The following is a 21,223-nucleotide window of genomic DNA, read 5'->3' on the forward strand; positions in this document are numbered from 1 at the left end:
TCGCCGGCGGCCTCGGGTCCGCGAGGTCAGCAGATCTTGTGCACCCAGCCGTGGGTGTCGGGGCGGGAGCCGTACTGGATGCCGACCAGGGCTTCGCGGACCTTGGCGGTGACCGGGCCCTGGGTGCCGTCGCCGACGGTCCAGGCGCGGTCGGCGCCCTTGACCGAGCCGACCGGGCTCACCACGGCGGCGGTGCCGCAGGCGAAGACCTCGGTGAGGTCGCCGGACTCGCAGCCCGCCTGCCACTCCTCGATCGACAGGCGGCCCTCCTCGGCGGTCAGGCCGAGTTCGGCGGCCAGGGAGAGGATCGAGTCACGGGTGATGCCGGGCAGGAGGGTGCCGGTCAGGGCGGGGGTGAGCAGCCGGTCGCCGTAGACGAAGAACAGGTTCATCCCGCCCATCTCCTCGACGTAGCGGTGCTCGTTGGCGTCGAGCCAGACGACCTGGTCACAACCCTGCTCGACGGCCTGGCGCTGCGCGACGAAGGCCGCGGCGTAGTTGCCGCCGCACTTGGCGAAGCCGGTGCCGCCGGGGGCCGCGCGGGTGTACTCGGTGGACAGCCAGACCGAGACGGCCTTGGCCGCGCCGAAGTAGGCCGCCGCGGGAGAGGCGATCACCATGTAGCGGTAGGTCCGCGAGGGGTAGTTGACGCCGAGCGCGGGCTGGGTGGCGATCATGAAGGGGCGCAGGTAGAGGCTGTGGCCCTGGGTGGTCGGCACCCATTCGCGGTCGGTCTGCACGAGCAGTTCGATCGACTCGACGAAGGCCTCCTGCGGCAGTTCGGGCATGGCCATGCGCAGCGCCGACTGGTTGAAGCGGGCGGCGTTGGCGTACGGCCTGAAGCAGGCGATCGAGCCGTTCTCCTGCCGGTAGGCCTTCAGCCCCTCGAAGAGCTCCTGGGCGTAGTGGAAGACCGACGTCGCCGGGTCGAGGCTGAGCGGGCCGTACGGCGTGAGCCGCGCGTCGTGCCAGCCCTCCCCCTCGGTGTAGTCGATGGAGATCATGTGGTCGGTGAAGGTCTGACCGAATCCGGGATTCGCCAGTACCTGCTCGCGCTCGGCCGTGGAACGAGCGTGGTCGGAGAGCTGCACGTCGAAGGTCAGCTTCTGAGCGGTGGTCATGGCGGCGGTCCTTCTCTTCGTGGCGGAGTGCACCTACGGTCCATTCTGGGACGGAGCAGGCACCGGAAAACTACTGCATATATGCCAAAATCCGGCAGTCTGCTCGGTGAGACGAACAAAAAAAGACGCGCCCGGCGGCTCTGCTGAGCCACCGGGCGCGTCTGGGGTCGTGCGGGCGGCTTGTCAGCCGGCTACTCGGGCGGTGATGTCGTCGCCGATCTCGTGGGTGGTACGGCTCGCCCACCCGGTCTGGCGCTCGACCAGGTCCTCGGCCACGGCCTGCTCGACCTTGGCCGCCTCCTCGGTCAGGCCAAGGTGGTCCAGGAGCATGGCGACCGACAGGATCGTGGCGGTCGGGTCGGCCTTGCCCTGGCCCGCGATGTCCGGGGCGCTGCCGTGGACCGGCTCGAACATGCTGGGCGCGGTGCGGTCGGGGTTGACGTTCCCGCTGGCCGCGAGGCCGATGCCACCGGCGACGGCGGCGCCGAGGTCGGTGATGATGTCGCCGAAGAGGTTGTCGGTGACGATCACGTCGAACCGCTCCGGCTGGGTGACGAAGAACATCGAGGCCGCGTCGACGTGGTAGTAGTCGGTGGCGACGTCGGGGTACTCAAGGCTGACCCGGTCGACGGTACGGGACCACAGGTCACCGGCGAAGGTGAGGACGTTGGTCTTGTGGATCAGCGACAGCTTCTTGCGCGGCCTGCTGAGCGCCTTCTCGAAGGCGTAGCGGACGACGCGCTCGACACCGTAGGCGGTGTTCAGCGACTCCTGCGTGGCGATCTCGTACGGCGTGCCGCGGCGCAGCGCACCACCGGCGCCCGCGTAGAGGCCCTCGGTGCCCTCGCGGATGACGACCATGTCGATGTCCTCGGGGCGGGAGCCGCCCAGCGGGGTCGCGACGCCGGGGAAGAGCTTGACCGGACGCAGGTTGACGTAGTGGTCGAGCTCGAAGCGGAGCTTGAGCAGCAACTCGCGCTCCAGGATGCCCGGCGGCACACTGGGGTCGCCGACCGCGCCGAGCAGGATCGCGTCGTAGCCGCGCAGTTCGTCGAGGACCGCCTCGGGAAGGACCTCACCGGTTCTGTGGTACCGGCCGGCACCCAGGTCGTAGGTGGTGGTCTCCACCTTCGTTCCGACGGCTTCGAGGACCTTCAGGCCCTCGGTGACGACCTCGGTCCCGATCCCGTCTCCAGGGATGACGGCCAGACGAACATTGCGCGAATCCATAACGGGCACCCTATCTGCTCTGTCTCGACAATCGAACCACCGATCTCACCCCTCGGACACTTCCCGCCCCGGAAGGCCTTGAAAAGTTTGTCCTGTTTGCGATCTTTTGACCGTTTCGTTAAGGTCCTGGCCATTCGTATCGTCGCCTAATTCGCGCAGGCCATCCCCCTCTTTCGGTCCGCGCGGAGCCGGGGAACCACTTCCGGGGTCCACGGGGCGTCCGAGCCGCACTCCGTCTGGCGGAGCACGTTTCCGGCGTTTTCCACGAGGCCCCTCGGGGCGAGTCGGCGCCACCACGCGCCGTAGGGCGACCTCCACGCCCGAGCCCGACAGCTCACCCGGCCGGCCCTATGGAAGGAACGGTCCTGAACGGCAAGACCTACCCCCGTGTCCTGACCCTGATCGTCACCGGCTCGACCATCCTCGCGACACCCGCCGTCGCACTGGCGGACTCCTCCCTCACCACCACCTCCCCCACTCCTCTCCTCGCGCTCGCCGCCGCCGGATTCGCCCTCGCACACCCGGCCCCCACCGCGGAGAGCTCCCGGACCCCGCTCACCACTCCCGCCGTCGAACCCGCCCCGGCCGGGTTCTCCGGGACCGCGCGGAAGGTCCCGGCCTGGAAGAAGGCGCTGAACTGGGCGATGTCCAAGCGCGGCACACCGTACGTCTGGGGCGGCACGGGCAGGGGCGGCTTCGACTGCTCGGGCCTGATGCTCCGCGCGTACGGCGCCGCGGGCATCCGGCTGCCCCGCACGACGACCCAGCAGTACTCCGCGTTCGCCAGGAAGATCTCCTGGAAGAACCTCAAACCCGGTGACCTGGTCTTCTTCCACAACCTCGGTCACGTCGGCATGATCACCAAGCCCGGTTACATGGTCCACGCCCCGCGCAGCGGCGACGTGGTCAAGGTGGAGAAGCTGCAGGCCTGGCGCCGCGCCAGCTTCGCGGGAGCCGTACGGCCGGACCCCAAGGGGGTCGAACTCGCCGACGAGCGGGCCGAGCTGGACACGGCGATCAGGCAGTCGACCCAGGCCGGTACGGCCCTCGCCCGCTGACCCACGCCTCTCCCGGTCCCGGGCGCCGCACCGCCCGTGGCCTCGGAGGGACCCGGCTCAGGAGGAGTGCGGGGGCACTCCGCCGTTGTCGCGGCGGTCCAGCGCGGTCTGCAGGGCCTGGGCGGCCTCGTTCTCGTTGTCCTCGGGACGGTTCCAGGGATACATGTCGTACATGACGCTTCTCGTCTCGTTCGCACGGAGCTGGCTGAAGGAGGAAGGGGAGCCTGGACCCTGGTCACGGGCCCTCATCGGATCGCGGATCCGGATCACGGATCGACGGGAAACCGGGGCCGACGAACGCCATCACACCGCGGCGAGTTGCCGGCCCGCCCCTGTGTCAGGCCTCGCCGCGGCAGGTAATAAGTACGAGAACCTGGCGCATTACCAGCCATAATAACCGGCCCTCCGCAATCTGTCTCACCCCTCGTGCAGGCTTCTCATATATTGAGACGAGGCTCGGCCGGAAAAGCAGACGGCCCCCGCCCCGCGAACGGGGACGGCGGCCGTGGGAGCCGTGCTCCGGGATCAGTCGGCCAGGTCGACCGAGCGGCCGCTGTCGGCGCCGATCTCGCCGCCGATCTGGTCGATCACCTCGGCCGGGATGGCAGAGTCGACGGTCAGCGCGATGAGGGCCTTGCCGCCCTTGGCGTCCCTGGCGACCTGCATGGAGGCGATGTTGATGCCGTGGTCGCCGAGGATGCGGCCGACGACGCCGACGACGCCGGGGCGGTCGTCGTAGGTGAAGAACGACAGGTGGTCGGTCGGCTCGATCTCCATCTGGTAGCCGTTGACCTCGACGATCTTCGTGACCTGCCGCGGGCCGGAGAGCGTGCCGGAGACCGAGACGGCGCGGCCGTCGGCCAGGACGCCGCGGACGGTCACCACGTTGCGCCAGTCGGGGCTCTCCGCGCTGGTCACCAGCTCGACGGTGACGCCGCGGTCCTTGGCCAGGAGCGGGGCGTTGACGTAGGTGACGGAGTCCTCGATCACGTCGGTGAAGACGCCCTTGAGGGCGGCCAGCTCCAGCACGCGGACGTCCTGGGAGGCGATCTCACCGCGCACCTCGACGTCGAGCCTGGTGGCGACCTCACCGGCGAGGGCGGTGAAGACGCGGCCGAGCTTCTCCGCCAGGGGCAGACCCGGCTTGACGTCCTCGGCGACGGCGCCGCCCTGGACGTTGACGGCGTCCGGCACGAACTCGCCGGCCAGGGCCAGCTTCACGCTGCGCGCGACCTGGGTGCCGGCCTTCTCCTGGGCCTCGTGGGTCGAGGCGCCCAGGTGCGGGGTGACGACGACCTGGTCCAGCTCGAACAGCGGGCTGTCGGTGACGGGCTCCTTGGGGAACACGTCGATGCCCGCGCCCGCGACGCGGCCTTCCTTGATCGCGGAGTAGAGGGCGCCCTCGTCGATGATGCCGCCGCGCGCGACGTTGATCAGGCGAACCGACGGCTTGACCTGGTGCAGCTCGCGGTCACCGATGAGCCCGACGGTCTCCTTGGACTTGGGCAGGTGCACGGTGATGAAGTCGGACTCGCGCAGGACCTCTTCGAGGGAGGCCAGCCTGACGCCCATCTGCGCGGCGCGGGCGGGCTGCAGGTAGGGGTCGTAGGCGATCAGCTCGACGCCGAACGGCTGCAGGCGCTGGGCGACCAGCTGGCCGATCTTGCCGAGACCGAGGATGCCGACGACCTTCTCGTCCAGCTCGACGCCGGTGTACTTCGAACGCTTCCACTCGCCGCCCTTGAGCGCGGCGTGGGCCTGGGCGACGTTGCGGGCCGAGGCGAGGATCAGCGCGACGGTGTGCTCGGCGGCGCTGGTGATGTTGGAGGTGGGGGCGTTGACGACCATGACGCCTGCCTTGGTCGCGGCCTCAACGTCGACGTTGTCGAGTCCGACGCCCGCGCGGGCGACGACGCGGAGCTTGGGCGCGGCGGCGATCGCCTCCGCGTCCACCTGGGTGGCGCTGCGCACGATGAGCGCGTCCACGTCGGCGAGGGCGGGCAGGAACTTGGCGCGGTCGGCGCCGTCGGTGTGGCGGACCTCGAAGTCGGCTCCCAGGACGGCGAGACCTGCCTCGGAGAGTTCCTCTGCGACCAGTACGACGGGCTTGTTCACGGGCTGGATCCTTTGGAGACGTGGAGGCTGCGGACGGACCTCTCGTAGTCTATCGAGGCTTGTGAACGCGTTCACGAGTGTCCCGCGATCCGAGACGGTTACCCACTTCGTACACCTTCTATGCCTACAAAATTCATCTTGGTCTTGATCTAGATAAAACTTCGCGATTACCCTGATAAGCCGTGGTTCTCTACCTAAGGTTCCGTGTATGAGCATCGGGAACCCCGCTCTCGGCGACGTACTCTCGCAACACGGCAGCCCGCACCGGCTGCTGACGGCGCTGGCCGAATACGGGCTCCTCGTGGCCGTGCGCCCTGATCGCTCCGTCGTGCTCGGCACGACCCAGACCGGCGAACGGGTCCTGCTCGGCTACACCTCGCAGAGCACCTACGCGCGCCACCGCGGCAACCACGCCCTGTCGGCGTGCGACGCCGACACCATCCTCGACATCCAGCGTGCCACCGGCGTGCGCGAGATCGTGATCGACGCCGCGGGCCCGGCGGCGGCGGCCGTACCGATCGAGGATCTCCAGCGCCACCTGCTCTCCACCCGCACCGGCCCGACGCCCGCGCTGTCGAGCGCGGCCCCGACGGCCTACGCGACCGGAGCGATGGCCACGGTCCCGCGTGCCTCCGTGCCTCCGGTCGTCCCCGTGGCTCCGGCGACCCCGGTGGCTCCCACAGTCGCTCCCACAGTGACTCCCGCGGCGGGCCGGCGCACCAGCCCGGCCCCCGTGCCGCCCGCGCCCGCCGCCCAACCGTGGATCCCCGCGCCGCGTCCCCACCTGTCGGGGCCGATGCAGATGGTCGACCCCGGTTACGGGCGCTGCACACACCCGATCCTGCCCGCGCTGCGCTTCGCGATCTCCTACGTGCTCGCCGACTACCCGCTCGTGCACCACGTGTGGATCTCCGAGGCCAAGACCTCCTCGGGGGCCCCCGGGATCATGCTGCACGTCAAGGTGCACATGTCGGCGGCCGAGGACGTGGTCAGGGACATCCACCGCGGGGTGCGCGCCCGGCTGCCGCAGCTGGCCGCCAGCGAGGCGCCGATCCTGATGGCCAGGGTCGCCGACGCCCGCAGCGAACAGCGGATGATCGAGATCGGCGCCCACGTGGTCTGCGCGGGCACCACCGACTGAACCGGACAGGTGGCGGCCCGCCCCTGAACGGGCCGCCACCTGTCCGCCTGACTAACCCAGCCGCCGGGTCAGCGTGACCCCGGTCCTGGCGAAGGCCAGGGCGATCAGTCCCGCCAGCAGCGGCAGTCCGACCCCGACGGCGACGAGGGGAAGCCACGGGACGCTGAGGACCATCTCAAGCTTGGGGTAGGCGACCCCGTTGAACCCGACCTCCCGGTAGTCGTTGCGCTGCACGACCGACTGGCTCGCCATGGCGAACCCGGGCAGCAGGCCGACCAGCAGGCCGAGGGGCACCCCGAGGCCCGCGACGAACACCGCCTGCCCCGCCGCGACCGCCCGGCGGGTGCGAGGTCTGGCCCCGACCGCCGAGAGCGTGTCCAGGTCGGGCCGGGCGTCGGCGGCGGCGAGGCCCGAGGCGGCGAGCGTACCGCCGAGCACCACGAGCGAGGCCAGCGCCCCCATGACCCACAGGGTGGGATCGATCCTGCCGGAGTCCACGCTCCCCGCCGTCGTGACCGTGACGTCGGGGGTGATCACGCGTATCGCCTCGCTGAGCCGCCGCTCCCGCTCCGGGTCGGGACGGCCGTCCTCCGGGCGAACGATGAACCCGATGAGGCCGGGGACGTAGCCCGCCCTGGTCACCGCCGCCTCCGGCGCCACCCCGAGCACCAGCGCGGGCCCCTGGACGGTGGCGCCGACCGCAGGCATGGTGACCGCGGGCTTCTCGCCCCCCACCGGGAGCCTCCGGACGGCCAACCGGACCTCCCCGTTCCTGACCACGGCCGGATCGAAGATCACCACCTTGCCCTCGGCCAGCGCGACCTCCGCCGCCCGGTCGGTACGGCCCAGCAGGAGGCGCAGCAGGTCTGGGCCGCCCACTGGCAGAGTGCCCAGCGGCCCCCACAAGGTGAAGCATTTCCGACAGGAACGGCGCTCCAGCGCGAAGTCCAGCGCCCCGCCCTCCCCGTCGAGTGCCTGGTACGTCGCGAGCGGCGTCGTCCTCGGGAACACCTCGGCGACGAGCGGCCTGATCCGCTCCCAGGTCTCCTTGGGGACGTCGTCCCCGTAGATCACGGTCGTGCCCTGGGGGTAGCCGGTCCGGTAGTGCCGTTCCCCCGTCGCGACGCTGCTGGTGGCGCCGACGGCGACCGTGCTGAACGCCGCGGCGGCGGCCAGCACCGCCACCACGGCGGGAGCCGTACGGCCCCGGTTGCGGGAGGCGTCCCTGACGGCCAGCCGAAGGGGAAGCGGGAGCCCTCCGGCCAGCCCGCCGATCCACCTGACCAGCCAGGGCGTCACCATGACCAGGCCGAGCAGGCCCAGCGCCCCACCGAGATAGATCCACGCCTCGATGCTCACCGTCCCGTAGAGCATCGCCGCGGTCCCCGCCGTGAGCAGGACCAGGCCGGCCAGTGGACGGCCCGCCCGGTCACGCGCCGTGGGACGCCTGCCCGCGAGCACCGTGACCGCGTCCGTCCCGGCCGCCTGCACCGCGGGCACCACGGCCGCCGCGACCCCGCTGACCAGGCCGAGCACGGCGACCGGCACGATCTGCCCGACGGGCACCTCGAACGGCCCCAGCTCACCGGCGGGCCAGATCCCCATGACGGCCGCGATCACCCTGGCGGCGCCGACGCCGAGGACCGGGCCGAGCACGGCGGCGACCAGTCCCAGGGTCAGCCCGTCGGCCAGCACGACCAGTTTGAGGTGCCGGGCCGAGGCGCCCTGGGCGGACAGGAGCGCGAGTTCCCTGCGGCGACGGCGGATGCCCACCGCGAAGGCGGGGCCCGCGAGCAGCACGACCTCGATCACGGCCAGCACGATCCCCGAGACGGCCGAGACCATCCCCGAGGTGGTCCATGCCGTTCCTCCCCAATGGAAGGCGAGGGCCTGTCCCGGGCCCTTCCCCACCGAGGGCGGGTCGGCGAGCACCGCCGACGACATCGCGGCGATCCCGGCCTGGTTGAGGCGGAGCGTCCCCGCCCAGGTGAGCGGGGCGGGCAGGTCGGCCAGCCAGGCGTCGTCCGTGCCGGACCCGCCGGACGAGGCCGGCAACAGCGAGCCGGGGAGTCCGATGAGCGAGCCGCCGTACTCGGTCCGCTGTTCGACCACCCTGCCCACCACGTGTTTCGTCACGCCGCGGCGGGTGTAGCGGATCGTCGCCCCGACGGGGACATTCCTGGAGGCGGTGACCACGACCTCGTCGGCGCTCCGCGGGTAGCGTCCCTGGATCAGGGGGAACATGCCCTTCGTCATCGGGTCCCGCAGGTCCAGCTCGACGACGCCGATGGGGGTGTACCTGCCGCCCGTCGAGTACTCCTCGTCGGCCGAACGTACCGGGATGACTCGCGCCCCCTGGCCGAGCAGGGCCTGGATCCGCTCCTGGGATCTCGGCTCCGCCCGCCGCTCGCCGTACGGTTCCCAGCTTTCGCCGAGCACATCCTGCCGGATCGGCCGGCTCTCCCCCGTGTCGACCAGCCGGGCGTCGGCCGCGCCGAGGAGCATGGGGACCTGCTCCTCGGGCGTGAGCTCACGGGTGGCGAAGATGGTGAGGGCCGCGGTGACGGCCAGGACCGGGAGGCCGATCATGACCACGATGAGCGCGCTGCGCGCCTTGGCGCGCCAGATGTCCCTGCGGGAGATCCGCAGCGCGGCGAACAGGGCGCTCATCGGGCGCTCTCCATGGGGGCGGAGGTCATGTCGGCGATCTCCCCGTCGCGCAGGAAGACCACCCGGTCGGCCCAGGCCGCGTAGCGGGGCTCGTGGGTGACGAGGAGGACCGCCGCTCCCGCGTCGCAGCGGGTGCGCAGGAGCTGGAGGACCTCGTCGCCGGTCGGGGTGTCGAGGGCGCCGGTCGGCTCGTCGGCCAGGATCAGCCTCCGTTGGCCGGCCAGCGCGCGGGCGATGGCGACCCGCTGGCGCTGGCCGCCGGAGATCTCGTCGGGGAAGCGGTCGGCGACGTCGGCGAGGCCGACCTCGGCCAGTACCTCCCTCGCCTCCCGCCGGGCCTGGGCCGCCCTGACGCCGTCCAGCTCACGCGGGAGCATGACGTTCTCCACGGCGGTCAGCGAGGGGATCAGGTTCAGGTCCTGGAAGACGTAGCCGACGTGGCGGCGGCGGAGCCCGGCGAGGTCCGCGGCCCGCATGCCCGTCAGCGACGTGCCCTCGACGGCCACCTCGCCCGAGGTCGGGGTGTCGAGGCCGCCCGCGAGGTTGAGCAGTGTGGACTTGCCGGAGCCGGAGGGCCCCATCACCGCGATCAGCTCCCCCGCCGCCACGTCCAGGCTCACCTCCCGTAACGCCCGTACGGCCTGCGGCCCCTCGCCGTGGACGCGGGTCACGTCCGCGAGCCGTAGGACCGGTTCTGTGCTCATCGATGTCTCTCCTGCGTCTGGATGGAGGCCGTGAGCACGGCCTCGCAGTGGTCGAGCCAGCGCTGTTCGGCCTCCGCCTGGAAGATCATCGAGTCGATGACCAGCCGTTGCGCCGGACTCTCCGCGTTCGCCCGTTTCGCCCGGGTCAGCTCCTGCAGCGTGCGCATGGTCGCCACGCGCTGGGCCTGGATGACAGGCCGTACGTCGGCGCCGGCGGCGACCGCCATGGCGAGCTTGATGACGAGTTCGTCCCGAGGCCGGTCCGACTGGGCGACGGGGGTGCTGAACCATCGCGCCATCTCGGTCAGACCGGCCTCGGTGATCGTGTAGACGACCCGGCCCTGCTCGTCCTGCTCGCCGGGTGTCACCAGGCCGTCACGCTCCAGGCGGGAGAGCGTCGTGTAGACCTGGCCGATGTTGAGCGGCCAGGTCGCCCCCGTCGACGCCTCGAACTCGGCCCGCAACTGATAGCCGTAGCGGGGTCCCCGGCTCAGCAGAGCGAGGAGTCCTTGCTTGATCGCCATGAATACCGAGTATGCATACCGAGTATGGTTGTCGCAAGAGATCCGCATATTCTGGACAGGTTCCACCGTTGGGGCGGATACTCGGGGGATGAGCTCGACGCATCCCCCGGCCCGCGCCTCCGACGGGGACCGCGATCGTGCGATCAACGAGCTTCGTGACCGCGCCGTCGAGGGTCACCTCTCGCACGACACGTTCCTCGGCCGGGTGGACATGGCCCTTCGCGCCCAGAGTCAGGGCGAGCTGGAGAACCTGGTCGCCGATCTGCCGCAACGCGGCCGCTTCCGCCGGATGGTCACCGAGATCGTCGCCTCGGCCTCCGACTTCACCAAACGGGTGGAGTCCGCCTGGCGGCGCCCGAGGCTGCCCAGGCTCGCGCTGCCCGGGGACAACCGCACCCGCTACGTGGTCGGCCGGGGTTCCGCCTGCGACCTGGTCCTGGCCGACCTGACCGTCTCCCGGATCCACGCCGAACTGCGCCGCGACGGGGAGGGCTGGATCGTCGTCGACCTCGGCTCGCTCAACGGCACCCGGCTCAACGACTGGCGGCTGGTCGGCCCGGCGAAGGTCCGCCCCGGAGACGTCGTGTCCTTCGGCGACTGCGTCTTCCTGGTGATCACTCCCCAGCTGGGGTGACCCCTCCTGCCGTGAGCGTCCGCGCGGTCAGGGGGTAGCGCCTGGCCAGCAGCAGGCTGATCCCGGCGAAGAGGGCGGGCAGCAGGGTCCCGCCGTACAGGGTGACCGCGACCGCGGCCTCCGGCTGCGCGACCGGGTTCGCCGGGCCCGACTCGACGAAGCCCGCCGCGCCGAGCAGCCAGCCGAGCACGAGCGCGCCCAGCGCGAAGACCACGGTCTCGCACGCCGCCCAGAGTCCGGTGAACGACCCGGCGCGGCGCCCGCCGGTCACCATCGTGTCGTGGGCCACGACGTCGGCCAGCATCGAAACCTGCAGCAGCTGCAGCCCGGCGTAGCCGACACCGACGACGAGCAGGCACAGATGTGCGTAGACGGGCCCCAGGCTTCCCGAGAGGGCCGTTCCCGCCGCGCCCGCCGCGAACAGCGCCGACCCCAGGGCCATCGCACCCCGTTTGTCGTAGCGCCGGGACAGCCGCACCCACAACGGCATCGTGACCAGCAACGGCCCGACGACGCACATGAAGAGCGTGGTGACGGCCCCCGGATCGCCCAGGATGTAGGTGGCGAAGTACGGCGCGCCCGAGAGCAGCACCCCCGCGGCGAACATCTGCGCGCAGCCCAGCGCGAGCAGCGGCATGAACGCCCCGCTCGACCTGGCCTCGGCGAACTGGGCCCTGATCGACGGTCCCGCTCCGCGCGCCCCGGAGATCCTGGGAGCCCGGGGGGCCTCGGGGGCGGGAACGCGGGCCGTACCGAAGAAGGAGGCGAGCATGGAGGCCAGCAGCACGGCCGCGACGAGCAGGCCCATCAGCCGGTAGCCGGAGACCTCGTCGCCCGCGACCGCCGGAGCGACGGAGCCCGACAGCAGGATCGCTCCCCCGACGAAGACCATCTTCCACTGCAGCAGCGCGGAACGCTCGTGGTAGTCGTCGGTCATCTCCGCGGCCATCGCCTTGTAGGGCACCTCGTAGAAGGCGTAGGCGGTCGCGGTGGCCAGATAGCAGACCGCGACGTACAGCGCGGCGGGCAGACCGGTGAGCGGCGGCCCGGCGAACATCAGCGCGAACGTCACCGGAAGGGTGAGCGCGCCCAGCAGCATCCAGGGACGGCGCGCGCCGAACCTGGAGACCGTGTGGTCGGAGCGGCGCCCCACCCAGGGGTCGAGGACCATGTCCCACAGTTTGGGCAGGAAGACCACGAGCCCGGCGGCCCACGCGGGAACCGCCAGCACGTTGGTCATGTAGAACAGCAACAGCAGACCGGGGACCGTGGAGAACGTTCCAGTGCAGACCGAGCCGACACCGTAGCCGACGCGCACCGCACGGGGAACGATCAGGGGTGCGGGGACGGGTGCCGGCGTGACCATGGCCACATTCAAGCGCACGGTCTCCCGGGTGACGCTCCCGGAGGGCGGAAACGTTTCCGGATCGTCGCGCGGGCCGGAGACCGTGATCGTCGGCCGAGACGTGGTGACACGGACGGCACGCCCCCGGCAGAATGCGGAACCCATCCAGCGCCCAACGATCTGGAGGAACCACCATGCGCAGACCTCTGGGGATACTCGCCTGTGCCGGGGGCCTGGTGGCGCTCGGCGCACCGAGCGCCACCGCCCAGAGTGCCGAGGCCGTGACGGCGCCGCAGGTACGGCAGGCCGAGTGCCGTGTCTACGCCGCCGCCCCGGCCGTGTCCTCCGCGGGGAAGATCCAGGCCTCCGCCATCCGGGTCGGCTGCACCGGCAGCGCCCTGGTCCGCATCCGGATCGTGCAGGAGAGGACCGGCACCGACCCCACCGTCAGGAGCGCCTCCCTGCGGGGCGTCAACGGACGGGTCACCGTGACGGCGCCGTGCGTCTCCGGTGTCTACTACGCCGTCGTCACCGACGACCAGGGCAACACCGGCCGTTCGAAGAACGCCACCCTGTCGTGCGGTGTCCCCAAGACCGTCCAGGAGGTGCTCCGGCTGACCAACGCCGAACGACGGGCCGGAGGCTGCCCGGCCCTCAGGGACGACTCCCGGCTGCGTTCGGCCGCCCAGGGGCATTCCGCCGACATGGCGGCCAACAACTACTTCAACCACACGTCCAAGGACGGCAGGACCATGACCGACCGGATCAAGGCGTCCGGGTTCAGCCCGCTGTCGGCGTGGGCGGAGAACATGGCCTGGGGCCAGCGGACCCCGGCCGAGGTGGTCAAGGCCTGGATGAACAGCCCGGGTCACCGGCGCAACATCATGACCTGCTCCTACACCCACATCGGGATCGGCGTGGCCACCAGCCCGCGCGGCCGTGTCTACTGGACACAGGACTTCGCCAGGCACTGACCCCGGCGGAGACGCGTACGGCCCGCGCCCCCGTGACGTGAACCGTCGCGGGGACGCGGGCCGTACGGCGACCGCTCTGACGGGCCCCGCTACTTGAGCCAGCTCATCATCGGACGCAGCTTGGCGCCGGTCTTCTCGATCGGGTGCTCGGCCAGCTCCTCGCGGTAGGCGGTGAACTTCTTCTGGCCGCTGTCGAACTCCTCGACGAGCTCCTTGGCAAACTCGCCCGACTGGATCTCGGCGAGAATGCGGCGCATCTCCTCCTTGGTCTCCTTGGTGACCACGCGCGGGCCACGGGAGTAGCCGCCGTACTCGGCGGTGTCGGAGACCGACCAGTACATCTTGTGGATGCCGCCCTCGTACATGAGGTCGACGATCAGCTTCATCTCGTGCAGGCACTCGAAGTAGGCGACCTCGGGCTGGTAGCCGGCCTCGATCAGGGTCTCGAACCCGGCCTTGATCAGCTCGGAGACGCCACCGCACAGGACGGCCTGCTCACCGAACAGGTCGGTCTCGGTCTCCTCGGTGAAGGTCGTCTTCAGCGCGCCCGCGCGGGTGCCGCCGATGCCCTTGGCGTAGGACAGGGCCAGGTCCCAGGCGTTGCCGCTGGCGTCCTTCTCGACGGCGACGAGGCAGGGCACACCGCGCCCGGCGGTGTACTGGCGGCGGACGAGGTGACCCGGGCCCTTGGGGGCGACCATGGCCACGTCGACGCCCTCCGGCGCCTCGATGAGGCCGTAGCGGATGTTCAGGCCGTGGCCGAAGAACAGCGCGTCACCCTCGACGAGGTTCGGGGCCACGTGCTCGGCGTAGAGGTGGCGCTGGATGTGGTCCGGCGCGAGGATCATGGTCAGGTCGGCCTCTTCGACGGCCTCCGAGGGCGACACGACGCGCAGGCCGTCGGCCTCGGCCTTCTCGCGGCTCTTGGAGCCCTCGGGCAGGCCGACCCGGACGTCCACGCCGGAGTCGCGCAGGGAGAGCGCGTGGGCGTGGCCCTGGCTGCCGTAGCCCAGGACGGCCACGTGCCGGCCCTGGATGATCGACAGGTCGGCCTGGTCGTCGTAGAAGATCTCAGTCACTCTCTTAACCTTTCGGGTTTTCCCGTACGGCTCGTACGGTCTACGCGCTCCGGTCCAGGGCCCGGAGAGAACGGTCGGTGATGGAACGGGCACCGCGGCCGATGGCCACCATGCCCGACTGGACAAGCTCCTTGATGCCGTACGGCTCCAGCAGCTTGATGAAGGCCTGCAGCTTGTCCGGAGTGCCGGTGACCTCGATCGTCACGGCGTCCGGAGCCACGTCCACGCAGCGCGCCCGGAAGAGGTTGACCAACTCAAGCACGCTCGAACGGTTCTCGGCGTCGGCCCGCACCTTGATCAGGGTGAGTTCACGGTGCACGGCCTGAGCCGGGTCGAGCTCCACGATCTTGAGCACGTTGATCAGCTTGTTGAGCTGCTTGGTGACCTGCTCAAGCGGGAGGTCTTCGACGTTGACCACGATGGTCATCCGGGAGATGTCCTCGTGCTCGGTCGGCCCGACCGCCAGCGAGTCTATGTTGAAACCGCGACGGCTGAACAACGCCGCGACGCGCGCGAGCACGCCCGGCTTGTTCTCGACCAGCACGGAGAGCGTGTGCCTGCTCATGCCATTCCCTTCGCCCGGCCGTCCGCCGGAACACCGCTGTGCCTGTCGGTCCGCTCGCCCACCGCTAGTCCTCGCTGTCCCAGACGGGCGCCATGTCACGGGCGAACTTGATGTCGTCGTTGCTGGTCCCGGCCGCGACCATCGGCCAGACCATGGCGTCCTCGTGGACGACGAAGTCGATCACGACGGGCACGTCGTTGATCTCCATGGCCTTCTTGATGACCTCGTCCACGTCCTCCGGGCGCTCACAGCGCAGGCCGACGCAGCCGTAGGCCTCGGCGAGCTTCACGAAGTCGGGGATGCGGCGGACCGTCTGCAGGTTGGTGTTGGAGTAGCGCTGGTTGTAGAAGAGCGTCTGCCACTGCCTGACCATGCCGAGGTTGCCGTTGTTGATGATCGCGACCTTGATCGGCACGCCCTCGATGGCGCAGGTGGCCAGTTCCTGGTTGGTCATCTGGAAGCAGCCGTCGCCGTCGATGGCCCACACCGTGGTGTCCGGCCTGCCCATCTTCGCCCCCATCGCGGCGGGGACCGCGAAGCCCATCGTGCCCGCGCCGCCGGAGTTGATGAAGGAGCCGGGGTTCTCGTAGCCGATGAACTGGGAGGCCCACATCTGGTGCTGGCCGACGCCCGCGGTGTAGATCGCGTCGGGGCCGACGACCGCGCTCAGCCGCTGCATGACGTACTGCGGGGCGATGGAGCCGTCCTCGAACTCGGTGTAGCCCAGCGGGTAGGTCTCCCGGTAGGCGTCGAGCTGGCTCCACCACTCGCTGTAGTCGCCCTTGCGGCTCTCGTTGCGCACCGCGTTGATCAGCTCGGTGATGACCTCCTTGCAGTCGCCGACGATCGGGACGTCGGCGTGCCGGTTCTTGGAGATCTCCGCCGGGTCGATGTCAGCGTGGACGATCTTGGCGTACGGCGCGAAGCTGTCCAGGTTGCCGGTGACGCGGTCGTCGAAGCGGACGCCGAGCCCGATGAGCAGGTCGGCCCGCTGCAGCGCGCCGACGGCGGGCACCGAGCCGTGCATGCCGGGCATGCCCAGGTGCTGGCGGTGGCTGTCGGGGAAGGTGCCGCGCGCCATCAGCGTGGTGACCACGGGGATGCCGGTCAGCTCCGCGAACTCCAGCAGTTCCCCGGCCGCCCCTGCCTTGTGCACGCCGCCGCCCACGTACAGGACAGGGCGCTTGGACTCGGCGATCAGCTTGGCCGCCTCGCGGATCTGCTTGGAGTGCGGCCTGGTCACCGGGCGGTAGCCGGGGAGCTGCATCACCGGGGGCCACTGGAAGACGGTCTTGTTGGTCAGCGCGTCCTTGGAGATGTCCACGAGCACCGGCCCGGGACGGCCCGTCCCCGCGATGTGGAAGGCCTCGACGATCGTCCTGGCGATGTCGGCCGGGTCGGTCACCAGGAAGTTGTGCTTGGTGATCGGCATGGTGATGCCGGAGATGTCGGCTTCCTGGAAGGCGTCGGTGCCGATGGCCGCGCTGGTCACCTGGCCGGTGATGGCGACGATCGGGACCGAGTCCATGTAGGCGTCGGCGATCGGCGTGACCAGGTTGGTCGCTCCCGGGCCGCTGGTCGCCATGCAGACCCCGACCTTGCCCGTGGCCTGGGCGTAGCCCTGGGCGGCGTGTCCGGCGCCCTGCTCGTGCCGTACGAGCACGTGCCGGACCTTGACAGAGTCGTATAGGGGATCGTAGGCGGGAAGAATCGCGCCGCCCGGAATCCCGAACACAGTGTCGACTCCGACGTTCTCCAGTGCCCTCACGAGGGCCTGGGCTCCTGTCATCTGTTCGGTCATCGGCTCGTTCCTTGTGTGGCTGAGCATGTTTGATGGGGTCGATCTCTACAACGGCATAAAAAATGCCCCATCCCGCCGGGGATGGCGGATCTGGGGCGGCGCGCAGGACGAGGTGCTTCGCTATCGGCCCGCGCGCCGGCGAAGTACTACGAGAATCCCACGGTGATGCATGGGTCCACCATGGCCGACGTACCGGGCCCACGTCAAATTCATGGGACGGTGATCTCACGATACGAGACGGAAAAATACGGGAACCTGGACGGCACCTTTCCCATTCCAGGTCGCTGACCAGGTAAAACGACCTTCAAGGGCTGGCCGGTCCGTCAGACGCCACTCGGCATGCTCGGCATGTCCGTGTGCATGAGCGAGTCGACCCCGCGCGCCGCCATCGGCCGCGCGACCAGGAAGCCCTGCCCCCTGGTGCACCCCATCTCACGCAGCAGTTCGAGCTGTTCCTGACGCTCGATGCCCTCGGCGACCACGATCAGGCCGAGATCGTGGCCGAGCCGTACGATCGTGCGGGTCAGCAGGGTCAGCGTCTCGTCGCGTCCGAGACCCGAGACGAACGACGGGTCGATCTTGATCATGTCGACCGGGAGCTGCCGCAGCAGGGCGAGCGAGGCGTAACCGGTGCCGAAGTCGTCGATGGCCAGCCGTACGCCCAGCTCACGCAGCTCGGAGAGCCGGTTGACGGTCTCCTCGGCGTCCTCGACCAGCATCTCCTCGATGACCTCCAGGGTCAGCGCGCTGGGCGGCAGGCCGCTCTCCGACAGGGCCGACTCGACGCTCTCCACGAAGCGCGGCGCCATGATCTGGCGGGCCGACAGGTTCAGCGACAGGCCGATCTTCCACGAGGAGGCGTGCCAGGAGGCGACCTCCCGGCAGGCCTCACGCAGGATCCACTCACTCAACGGCACGATCAGGCCGGTGTCCTCCGCCGGGCCGAGGAAGAGTTCGGGCGGCACGAAGGCGCTCCCCCGCCACCAGCGCACCAGAGCCTCGACCGCGGTGACCCGTGAGGTGGCCAGGTCGACGACCGGCTGGTACTCGATGGCGAACTGGTTCTCCAGCAGCGCCCGCTGCAGGTCGGCGGCCAGTTCGAGGCGCCTGACCACATCGGTGTGCATGTGCGCGGCGAACACCTCGACCCGGCGCCCGCCCAGCTCCTTCGCGCGGGCCATCGCCACGTCCGCGTTACGGATCAGATCGGCCGAGGAGACGTCCTCGTCGGCGAAGGCGACCCCCACGCTCGCGGTCAGCGCGACGTCGCGGTCCGCCACCCGGAACGGCTCCGAGGAGACCGTGCGGACCAGGCGCTCGGCCAGGTCGACCGCCGTCTGGGCGTCCGTCGCCCCTTCGAGCAGCACCGCGAACTCGTCCCCGCCCCACCGCGCCAGCGTGTCGTCGGCCCGTACGGCCGCGCGCAGCCTGCGGGCCGCCTGGCCGAGCAGGTAGTCGCCGCTGGCGTGGCCGACCGAGTCGTTGACCGCGGTGAAACCGTCCAGATCGAGGAAGACCACGGCCGCGGCGCCCGCACCGGGACGGGCCAGCACCTCCCGGGTTCGCTCCTCGAAGTAGGCCCGGTTCGGCAGCCCGGTGACACCGTCGTGGAAGGTCAGATGGGCGACCTGGTTGCGCAGGGCCTCCTGGTCGCTGACGTCCCTGGTGGTCACCAGCAGCAGTTCCTCGCCGCGGACCCGGCGGGTCGCGACCGACTCCGTCGGCCGCCAGGTGCCGTCCGACGCCCTGACCCGGCAGGCGACCATGCAGGTCCCCGCGTTCTCGGCGGGCTCCTCGTCCAGACTCATCGCGCGCATCGCCACCTGGATGGCGGGCACGTCCTCCGGGTGGATGTAGTCGAAGATCCTCCTGCCCACGATGTCCTCGGGGCGGTAGCCGTACGTGGTCTCGACGCCCTCGCCGATCTCACGCACCACGCCTTCGTAGTCGCACACCAGGACCACGTCCCCGGTGCTCTCCGCCAGGTCGTGCAGCTGCCGTTCCCCGAGATCGACCAGGCGCCGCATCCGGCCGGTCTCCATCAGCACGACGAACAGCCGCAGCACCAGGACGACGACGACCGAGACCGAGACCAGCGCCAGGACCGGCACCGGCCCCTGGACGCCACCGCCGAGCACCCGCAGGAGCACGACCACGGCGGCGGCCACGACCAGGACCAGCGGCGCAGCGGACAGCAGCGAGGAGGCCGTCTGCCCGACCAGTTCCTCCGTCTCGCCCTCCGCCGCAGAGGACTCGGTCTCCTGCTGCTCCCCCGGCTCCGCCCCGGCCTCCGCCATGGCGTCGCCTGCCGCCTCGTCCCGGTCCTCGCCGGAGATGTCAGGGCGGGCCGTACGGTCACTCCACGCGACCGCGGCGAGCAGCAGGAAGGCCGCGGGCGCCAGCCACACCTGGCCCAGCGGCGGCTCGTCACCGGTCAGTCTGGCCAGCGCGGTGACGGTCTCGGAGGCGGTGACCGCCGCGAGTACGGCCAGCGCCGCGAGCCCGACCGGCCAGGCCGAACGTCTGGCGGGCACGACGGCCGGGCCGACCGCGCAGGCCAGGACCAGGCAGAGCAACGGTGAGGCGAGGGTGACCGCGAAAGTTCCCGCGTCACCCGCGTCGCGGTAGGCGGGGCCGAACAACGACACCCAGCCGATGACGAAGAGCGAGGCCGCGCAGACATAGGCGTCGGCCAGGTCCCGTAACAGCGCCTGACCACGCGCCTGTCTGACCGCGCACAGACCGGTGCCGACGGCGAGCATCGCGGTGCCCGCGAGCAGGACCAGATCGGCGAACGTCACCACGAAGGGAGTCCCGTCGGCCAGCGGCCGTACGGCGATGCCGACCAGCCAGGTGGCGCTGCCCGCGGCGAGCCAGCGCCAGGCCAGCGCGCTGGCCCGGTCGGACGGACGGCGCGCGGCGGCGAACAGCGAGAACGCGGCGAACGCCGCGGCCGTAACGCCCGCGACCGCGCCGACGATCACAACGGCAGCACCACTGAGAAAGGCGGCAACCAGCCCCGCCACGCCGGTCAAGGCCGCGGCGGTCAGCGCTACCCGGGGGTCACGCCAGCGGATCAATGTCGTCTGCCCATCGGTTTCGGTTCGTCTCGCGTGCGCGGCGGTCTCCGTTTGCCGTGCCCGCGTTGCCGTCGAGAACGCGTCGTCCTTCGTCCTCCGCGTCCCACGACGGCACACGATCAGTGTGTGCTCTCCGGCTGACGCGGATGGTGACAACGCCGGAGTCGTCACCGATCCGATAACCGCGCGAGCGATCGGACTCGCAGTAATTCACCGTACGCACCCCAGGTCACGAGGCAGCCACGGTCGGGAATCCTTTCCCGGTCAGTACGAACCGGTGATCACGTTTTTAAGCTGCTCTCCGGCGAGGTGTCTCAGCAGCTGCGAGCGCAGCAACCTCAGCAGGCGCCGCCCCGAGGCGGGGGTGCTTCCCGCGACGTGCGGGGTGATGAAGGCCCCGGGTGCCGACCACAGCGGGTGACCGGCGGGAAGCGGCTCCGGGTCGGTCACGTCGAGTGCGGCGACCAGCCTGCCCCGTTCGAGCTCGGCCACGAGCGCGTCGGTGTCGACGACCCCGCCCCTGGCCGCGTTCACCAGCAGGGCGCCGTCCCGCATCGACGCCAGGAAGGCCGCGTCGACCAGCCCCGTGGTCGCGGGGGTCGCGGGCACCAGCAGCACGACCACATCCGCCTTCGGCAGCAGCTCGGGCAGCTCGTCCTGCCCGTGAACGCCCTCCCGCGCCGTCCGCGCGACCCGCACGACGTCCACCTCGAAGCCTTCGAGCCGCCGTTCGAGCGCCTGGCCGATCGAGCCGTACCCGACGACCAGCACGGTCGAGTCGGCCAGCACCCCGGTGTGGTGGTAGGTCCACTCCCCCCGCCCCTGGGCCGCGGCGAACCCCGGGAACTCCCGCAGCACCGCGATCATGGCCCCGACCACCCACTCCGCGGTACCCGCGTCGTGCACGCCCCGCGCGTTGCACAGCACCACGCCCTCGGGCAGGTGGGGCCGGTAGGCGTCGACCCCGGCGGTGACCGTCTGCAGCAACCGCAGCCCGTGCATCCGACCGAGCAGTTCGGGAACCAGCGAGGGCGGGATCAACGGCGGAACCCAGACCTCCACCTCCCCGATCCCCTCGGGCGTCGGCCCGGTCCCGTCGTAGACGACGCACTCCACATCGGGGAGATCACGAAGAACATCAGCCGCGGCCTGCGAGGGGACCCAGATTCTCATGGCCCCGAT

Annotated in this window: 17 protein-coding genes and 1 riboswitch; of the genes, 4 read left to right on the top strand and 13 right to left on the bottom strand. The window is 70.5% G+C overall.

Features of this window, described 5'->3' with window-relative positions:
• Positions 1 to 26 precede the first annotated feature (26 nt).
• Together ACFOYY_RS02435 and ACFOYY_RS02440 are read right to left on the bottom strand one after the other, a co-directional pair.
• Positions 27 to 1,121: a branched-chain amino acid aminotransferase gene (locus ACFOYY_RS02435; RefSeq protein ID WP_352010249.1), complete on the bottom strand. Its 1,095-nt coding sequence runs from the start codon at positions 1,119 to 1,121 to the stop codon at positions 27 to 29.
• A gap of 183 nt (positions 1,122 to 1,304) precedes the next feature.
• On the bottom strand, positions 1,305 to 2,351 hold the full coding sequence (locus ACFOYY_RS02440) for a 3-isopropylmalate dehydrogenase (RefSeq protein ID WP_386187340.1): 1,047 nt from the start codon (positions 2,349 to 2,351) through the stop codon (positions 1,305 to 1,307).
• A 148-nt stretch (positions 2,352 to 2,499) separates the two neighbouring features.
• Positions 2,500 to 2,714: riboswitch (cyclic di-AMP (ydaO/yuaA leader) on the top strand.
• Here ACFOYY_RS02440 and ACFOYY_RS02445 point away from each other — a divergent pair.
• Entirely contained in the window at positions 2,702 to 3,409 is a 708-nt protein-coding gene (locus ACFOYY_RS02445) for a C40 family peptidase (protein WP_386187343.1), read from the top strand. (Overlaps the previous riboswitch by 13 nt.)
• Positions 3,410 to 3,466: 57 nt before the next feature.
• Here ACFOYY_RS02445 and ACFOYY_RS02450 read toward each other — a convergent pair whose 3' ends face one another.
• Positions 3,467 to 3,679: a hypothetical protein gene (locus ACFOYY_RS02450; protein ID WP_386187346.1), complete on the bottom strand. Its 213-nt coding sequence runs from the start codon at positions 3,677 to 3,679 to the stop codon at positions 3,467 to 3,469.
• 255 nt (positions 3,680 to 3,934) lie between these two features.
• A complete protein-coding gene (gene serA, locus ACFOYY_RS02455; protein WP_352010246.1) occupies positions 3,935 to 5,524 on the bottom strand; it encodes a phosphoglycerate dehydrogenase in 1,590 nt (529 codons plus the stop codon).
• Between the two features lie 208 nt (positions 5,525 to 5,732).
• Between serA and ACFOYY_RS02460 the strand changes: the two genes are divergently transcribed.
• Positions 5,733 to 6,665 carry a hypothetical protein gene (locus ACFOYY_RS02460; RefSeq protein WP_386187349.1) on the top strand — a complete coding sequence of 311 codons (933 nt, stop codon included), beginning with the start codon at positions 5,733 to 5,735 and terminating at the stop codon, positions 6,663 to 6,665.
• A 51-nt stretch (positions 6,666 to 6,716) separates the two neighbouring features.
• Here the strand turns inward: ACFOYY_RS02460 and ACFOYY_RS02465 are convergent, their stop codons facing one another.
• Genes ACFOYY_RS02465 through ACFOYY_RS02475 form a run of 3 tightly spaced genes read right to left on the bottom strand, consistent with a single transcriptional unit; the run spans position 6,717 to position 10,563 of the window.
• Positions 6,717 to 9,335, bottom strand: coding sequence for an FtsX-like permease family protein (locus ACFOYY_RS02465; RefSeq protein ID WP_386187352.1), 2,619 nt, complete (start codon positions 9,333 to 9,335; stop codon positions 6,717 to 6,719).
• Positions 9,332 to 10,039 (bottom strand): ABC transporter ATP-binding protein, encoded by a 708-nt coding sequence (locus tag ACFOYY_RS02470; protein WP_362774174.1) that lies wholly within the window; start codon positions 10,037 to 10,039, stop codon positions 9,332 to 9,334. The genes ACFOYY_RS02465 and ACFOYY_RS02470 overlap by 4 nt, the downstream gene beginning before the upstream one ends.
• Positions 10,036 to 10,563: a PadR family transcriptional regulator gene (locus tag ACFOYY_RS02475; protein WP_362909443.1), complete on the bottom strand. Its 528-nt coding sequence runs from the start codon at positions 10,561 to 10,563 to the stop codon at positions 10,036 to 10,038. The genes ACFOYY_RS02470 and ACFOYY_RS02475 overlap by 4 nt, the downstream gene beginning before the upstream one ends.
• Before the next feature lie 88 nt (positions 10,564 to 10,651).
• On the opposite strand from ACFOYY_RS02475, the gene ACFOYY_RS02480 reads away from it, so the two are divergent.
• Entirely contained in the window at positions 10,652 to 11,197 is a 546-nt protein-coding gene (locus tag ACFOYY_RS02480; RefSeq protein ID WP_352010229.1) for a DUF1707 and FHA domain-containing protein, read from the top strand.
• Here ACFOYY_RS02480 and ACFOYY_RS02485 read toward each other — a convergent pair.
• Positions 11,178 to 12,563, bottom strand: a complete 1,386-nt coding sequence (locus tag ACFOYY_RS02485) for an MFS transporter (protein WP_386187358.1) — start codon at positions 12,561 to 12,563, stop codon at positions 11,178 to 11,180. The two genes, ACFOYY_RS02480 and ACFOYY_RS02485, sit on opposite strands and share 20 nt — an antisense overlap.
• Positions 12,564 to 12,736: 173 nt before the next feature.
• On the opposite strand from ACFOYY_RS02485, the gene ACFOYY_RS02490 reads away from it, so the two are divergent.
• Positions 12,737 to 13,516, top strand: a complete 780-nt coding sequence (locus ACFOYY_RS02490) for a CAP domain-containing protein (RefSeq protein WP_386187361.1) — start codon at positions 12,737 to 12,739, stop codon at positions 13,514 to 13,516.
• Positions 13,517 to 13,605: 89 nt separating this feature from the next.
• Here ACFOYY_RS02490 and ilvC read toward each other — a convergent pair whose 3' ends face one another.
• The 5 genes from ilvC to ACFOYY_RS02515 form a co-directional block, all read right to left on the bottom strand.
• Complete coding sequence (ilvC, locus tag ACFOYY_RS02495; RefSeq protein ID WP_352010725.1) at positions 13,606 to 14,586, bottom strand: ketol-acid reductoisomerase; 981 nt, start codon at positions 14,584 to 14,586, stop codon at positions 13,606 to 13,608.
• 49 nt (positions 14,587 to 14,635) lie between these two features.
• Positions 14,636 to 15,160, bottom strand: coding sequence for an acetolactate synthase small subunit (ilvN, locus tag ACFOYY_RS02500; RefSeq protein ID WP_184720112.1), 525 nt, complete (start codon positions 15,158 to 15,160; stop codon positions 14,636 to 14,638).
• Positions 15,161 to 15,224: 64 nt separating this feature from the next.
• Entirely contained in the window at positions 15,225 to 16,988 is a 1,764-nt protein-coding gene (locus tag ACFOYY_RS02505) for an acetolactate synthase large subunit (RefSeq protein ID WP_352010226.1), read from the bottom strand.
• Positions 16,989 to 17,284: 296 nt separating this feature from the next.
• Positions 17,285 to 19,945: a putative bifunctional diguanylate cyclase/phosphodiesterase gene (locus ACFOYY_RS02510; protein ID WP_386187366.1), complete on the bottom strand. Its 2,661-nt coding sequence runs from the start codon at positions 19,943 to 19,945 to the stop codon at positions 17,285 to 17,287.
• Positions 19,946 to 20,305: 360 nt separating this feature from the next.
• A complete protein-coding gene (locus ACFOYY_RS02515; protein WP_386187369.1) occupies positions 20,306 to 21,214 on the bottom strand; it encodes a 2-hydroxyacid dehydrogenase in 909 nt (302 codons plus the stop codon).
• Positions 21,215 to 21,223 lie beyond the last annotated feature (9 nt).

It is taken from the genome of Streptosporangium jomthongense, from assembly GCF_042650425.1.
In the GTDB taxonomy this organism is placed as follows: domain Bacteria; phylum Actinomycetota; class Actinomycetes; order Streptosporangiales; family Streptosporangiaceae; genus Streptosporangium.

Coding starts and splice junctions, on each gene's coding strand:
- ACFOYY_RS02515 (WP_386187369.1), bottom strand. CDS start 21,214: ATGAGAATCTGGGTCCCCTCGCAGGCCGCGGCTGATGTTCTTCGTGAT.
- ACFOYY_RS02490 (WP_386187361.1), top strand. CDS start 12,737: ATGCGCAGACCTCTGGGGATACTCGCCTGTGCCGGGGGCCTGGTGGCG.
- ACFOYY_RS02440 (WP_386187340.1), bottom strand. CDS start 2,351: ATGGATTCGCGCAATGTTCGTCTGGCCGTCATCCCTGGAGACGGGATC.
- ACFOYY_RS02485 (WP_386187358.1), bottom strand. CDS start 12,563: ATGGTCACGCCGGCACCCGTCCCCGCACCCCTGATCGTTCCCCGTGCG.
- ACFOYY_RS02460 (WP_386187349.1), top strand. CDS start 5,733: ATGAGCATCGGGAACCCCGCTCTCGGCGACGTACTCTCGCAACACGGC.
- ACFOYY_RS02445 (WP_386187343.1), top strand. CDS start 2,702: ATGGAAGGAACGGTCCTGAACGGCAAGACCTACCCCCGTGTCCTGACC.
- ACFOYY_RS02505 (WP_352010226.1), bottom strand. CDS start 16,988: ATGCTCAGCCACACAAGGAACGAGCCGATGACCGAACAGATGACAGGA.
- ACFOYY_RS02470 (WP_362774174.1), bottom strand. CDS start 10,039: ATGAGCACAGAACCGGTCCTACGGCTCGCGGACGTGACCCGCGTCCAC.
- ilvN (WP_184720112.1), bottom strand. CDS start 15,160: ATGAGCAGGCACACGCTCTCCGTGCTGGTCGAGAACAAGCCGGGCGTG.
- ACFOYY_RS02465 (WP_386187352.1), bottom strand. CDS start 9,335: ATGAGCGCCCTGTTCGCCGCGCTGCGGATCTCCCGCAGGGACATCTGG.
- ACFOYY_RS02435 (WP_352010249.1), bottom strand. CDS start 1,121: ATGACCACCGCTCAGAAGCTGACCTTCGACGTGCAGCTCTCCGACCAC.
- ACFOYY_RS02480 (WP_352010229.1), top strand. CDS start 10,652: ATGAGCTCGACGCATCCCCCGGCCCGCGCCTCCGACGGGGACCGCGAT.
- ACFOYY_RS02475 (WP_362909443.1), bottom strand. CDS start 10,563: ATGGCGATCAAGCAAGGACTCCTCGCTCTGCTGAGCCGGGGACCCCGC.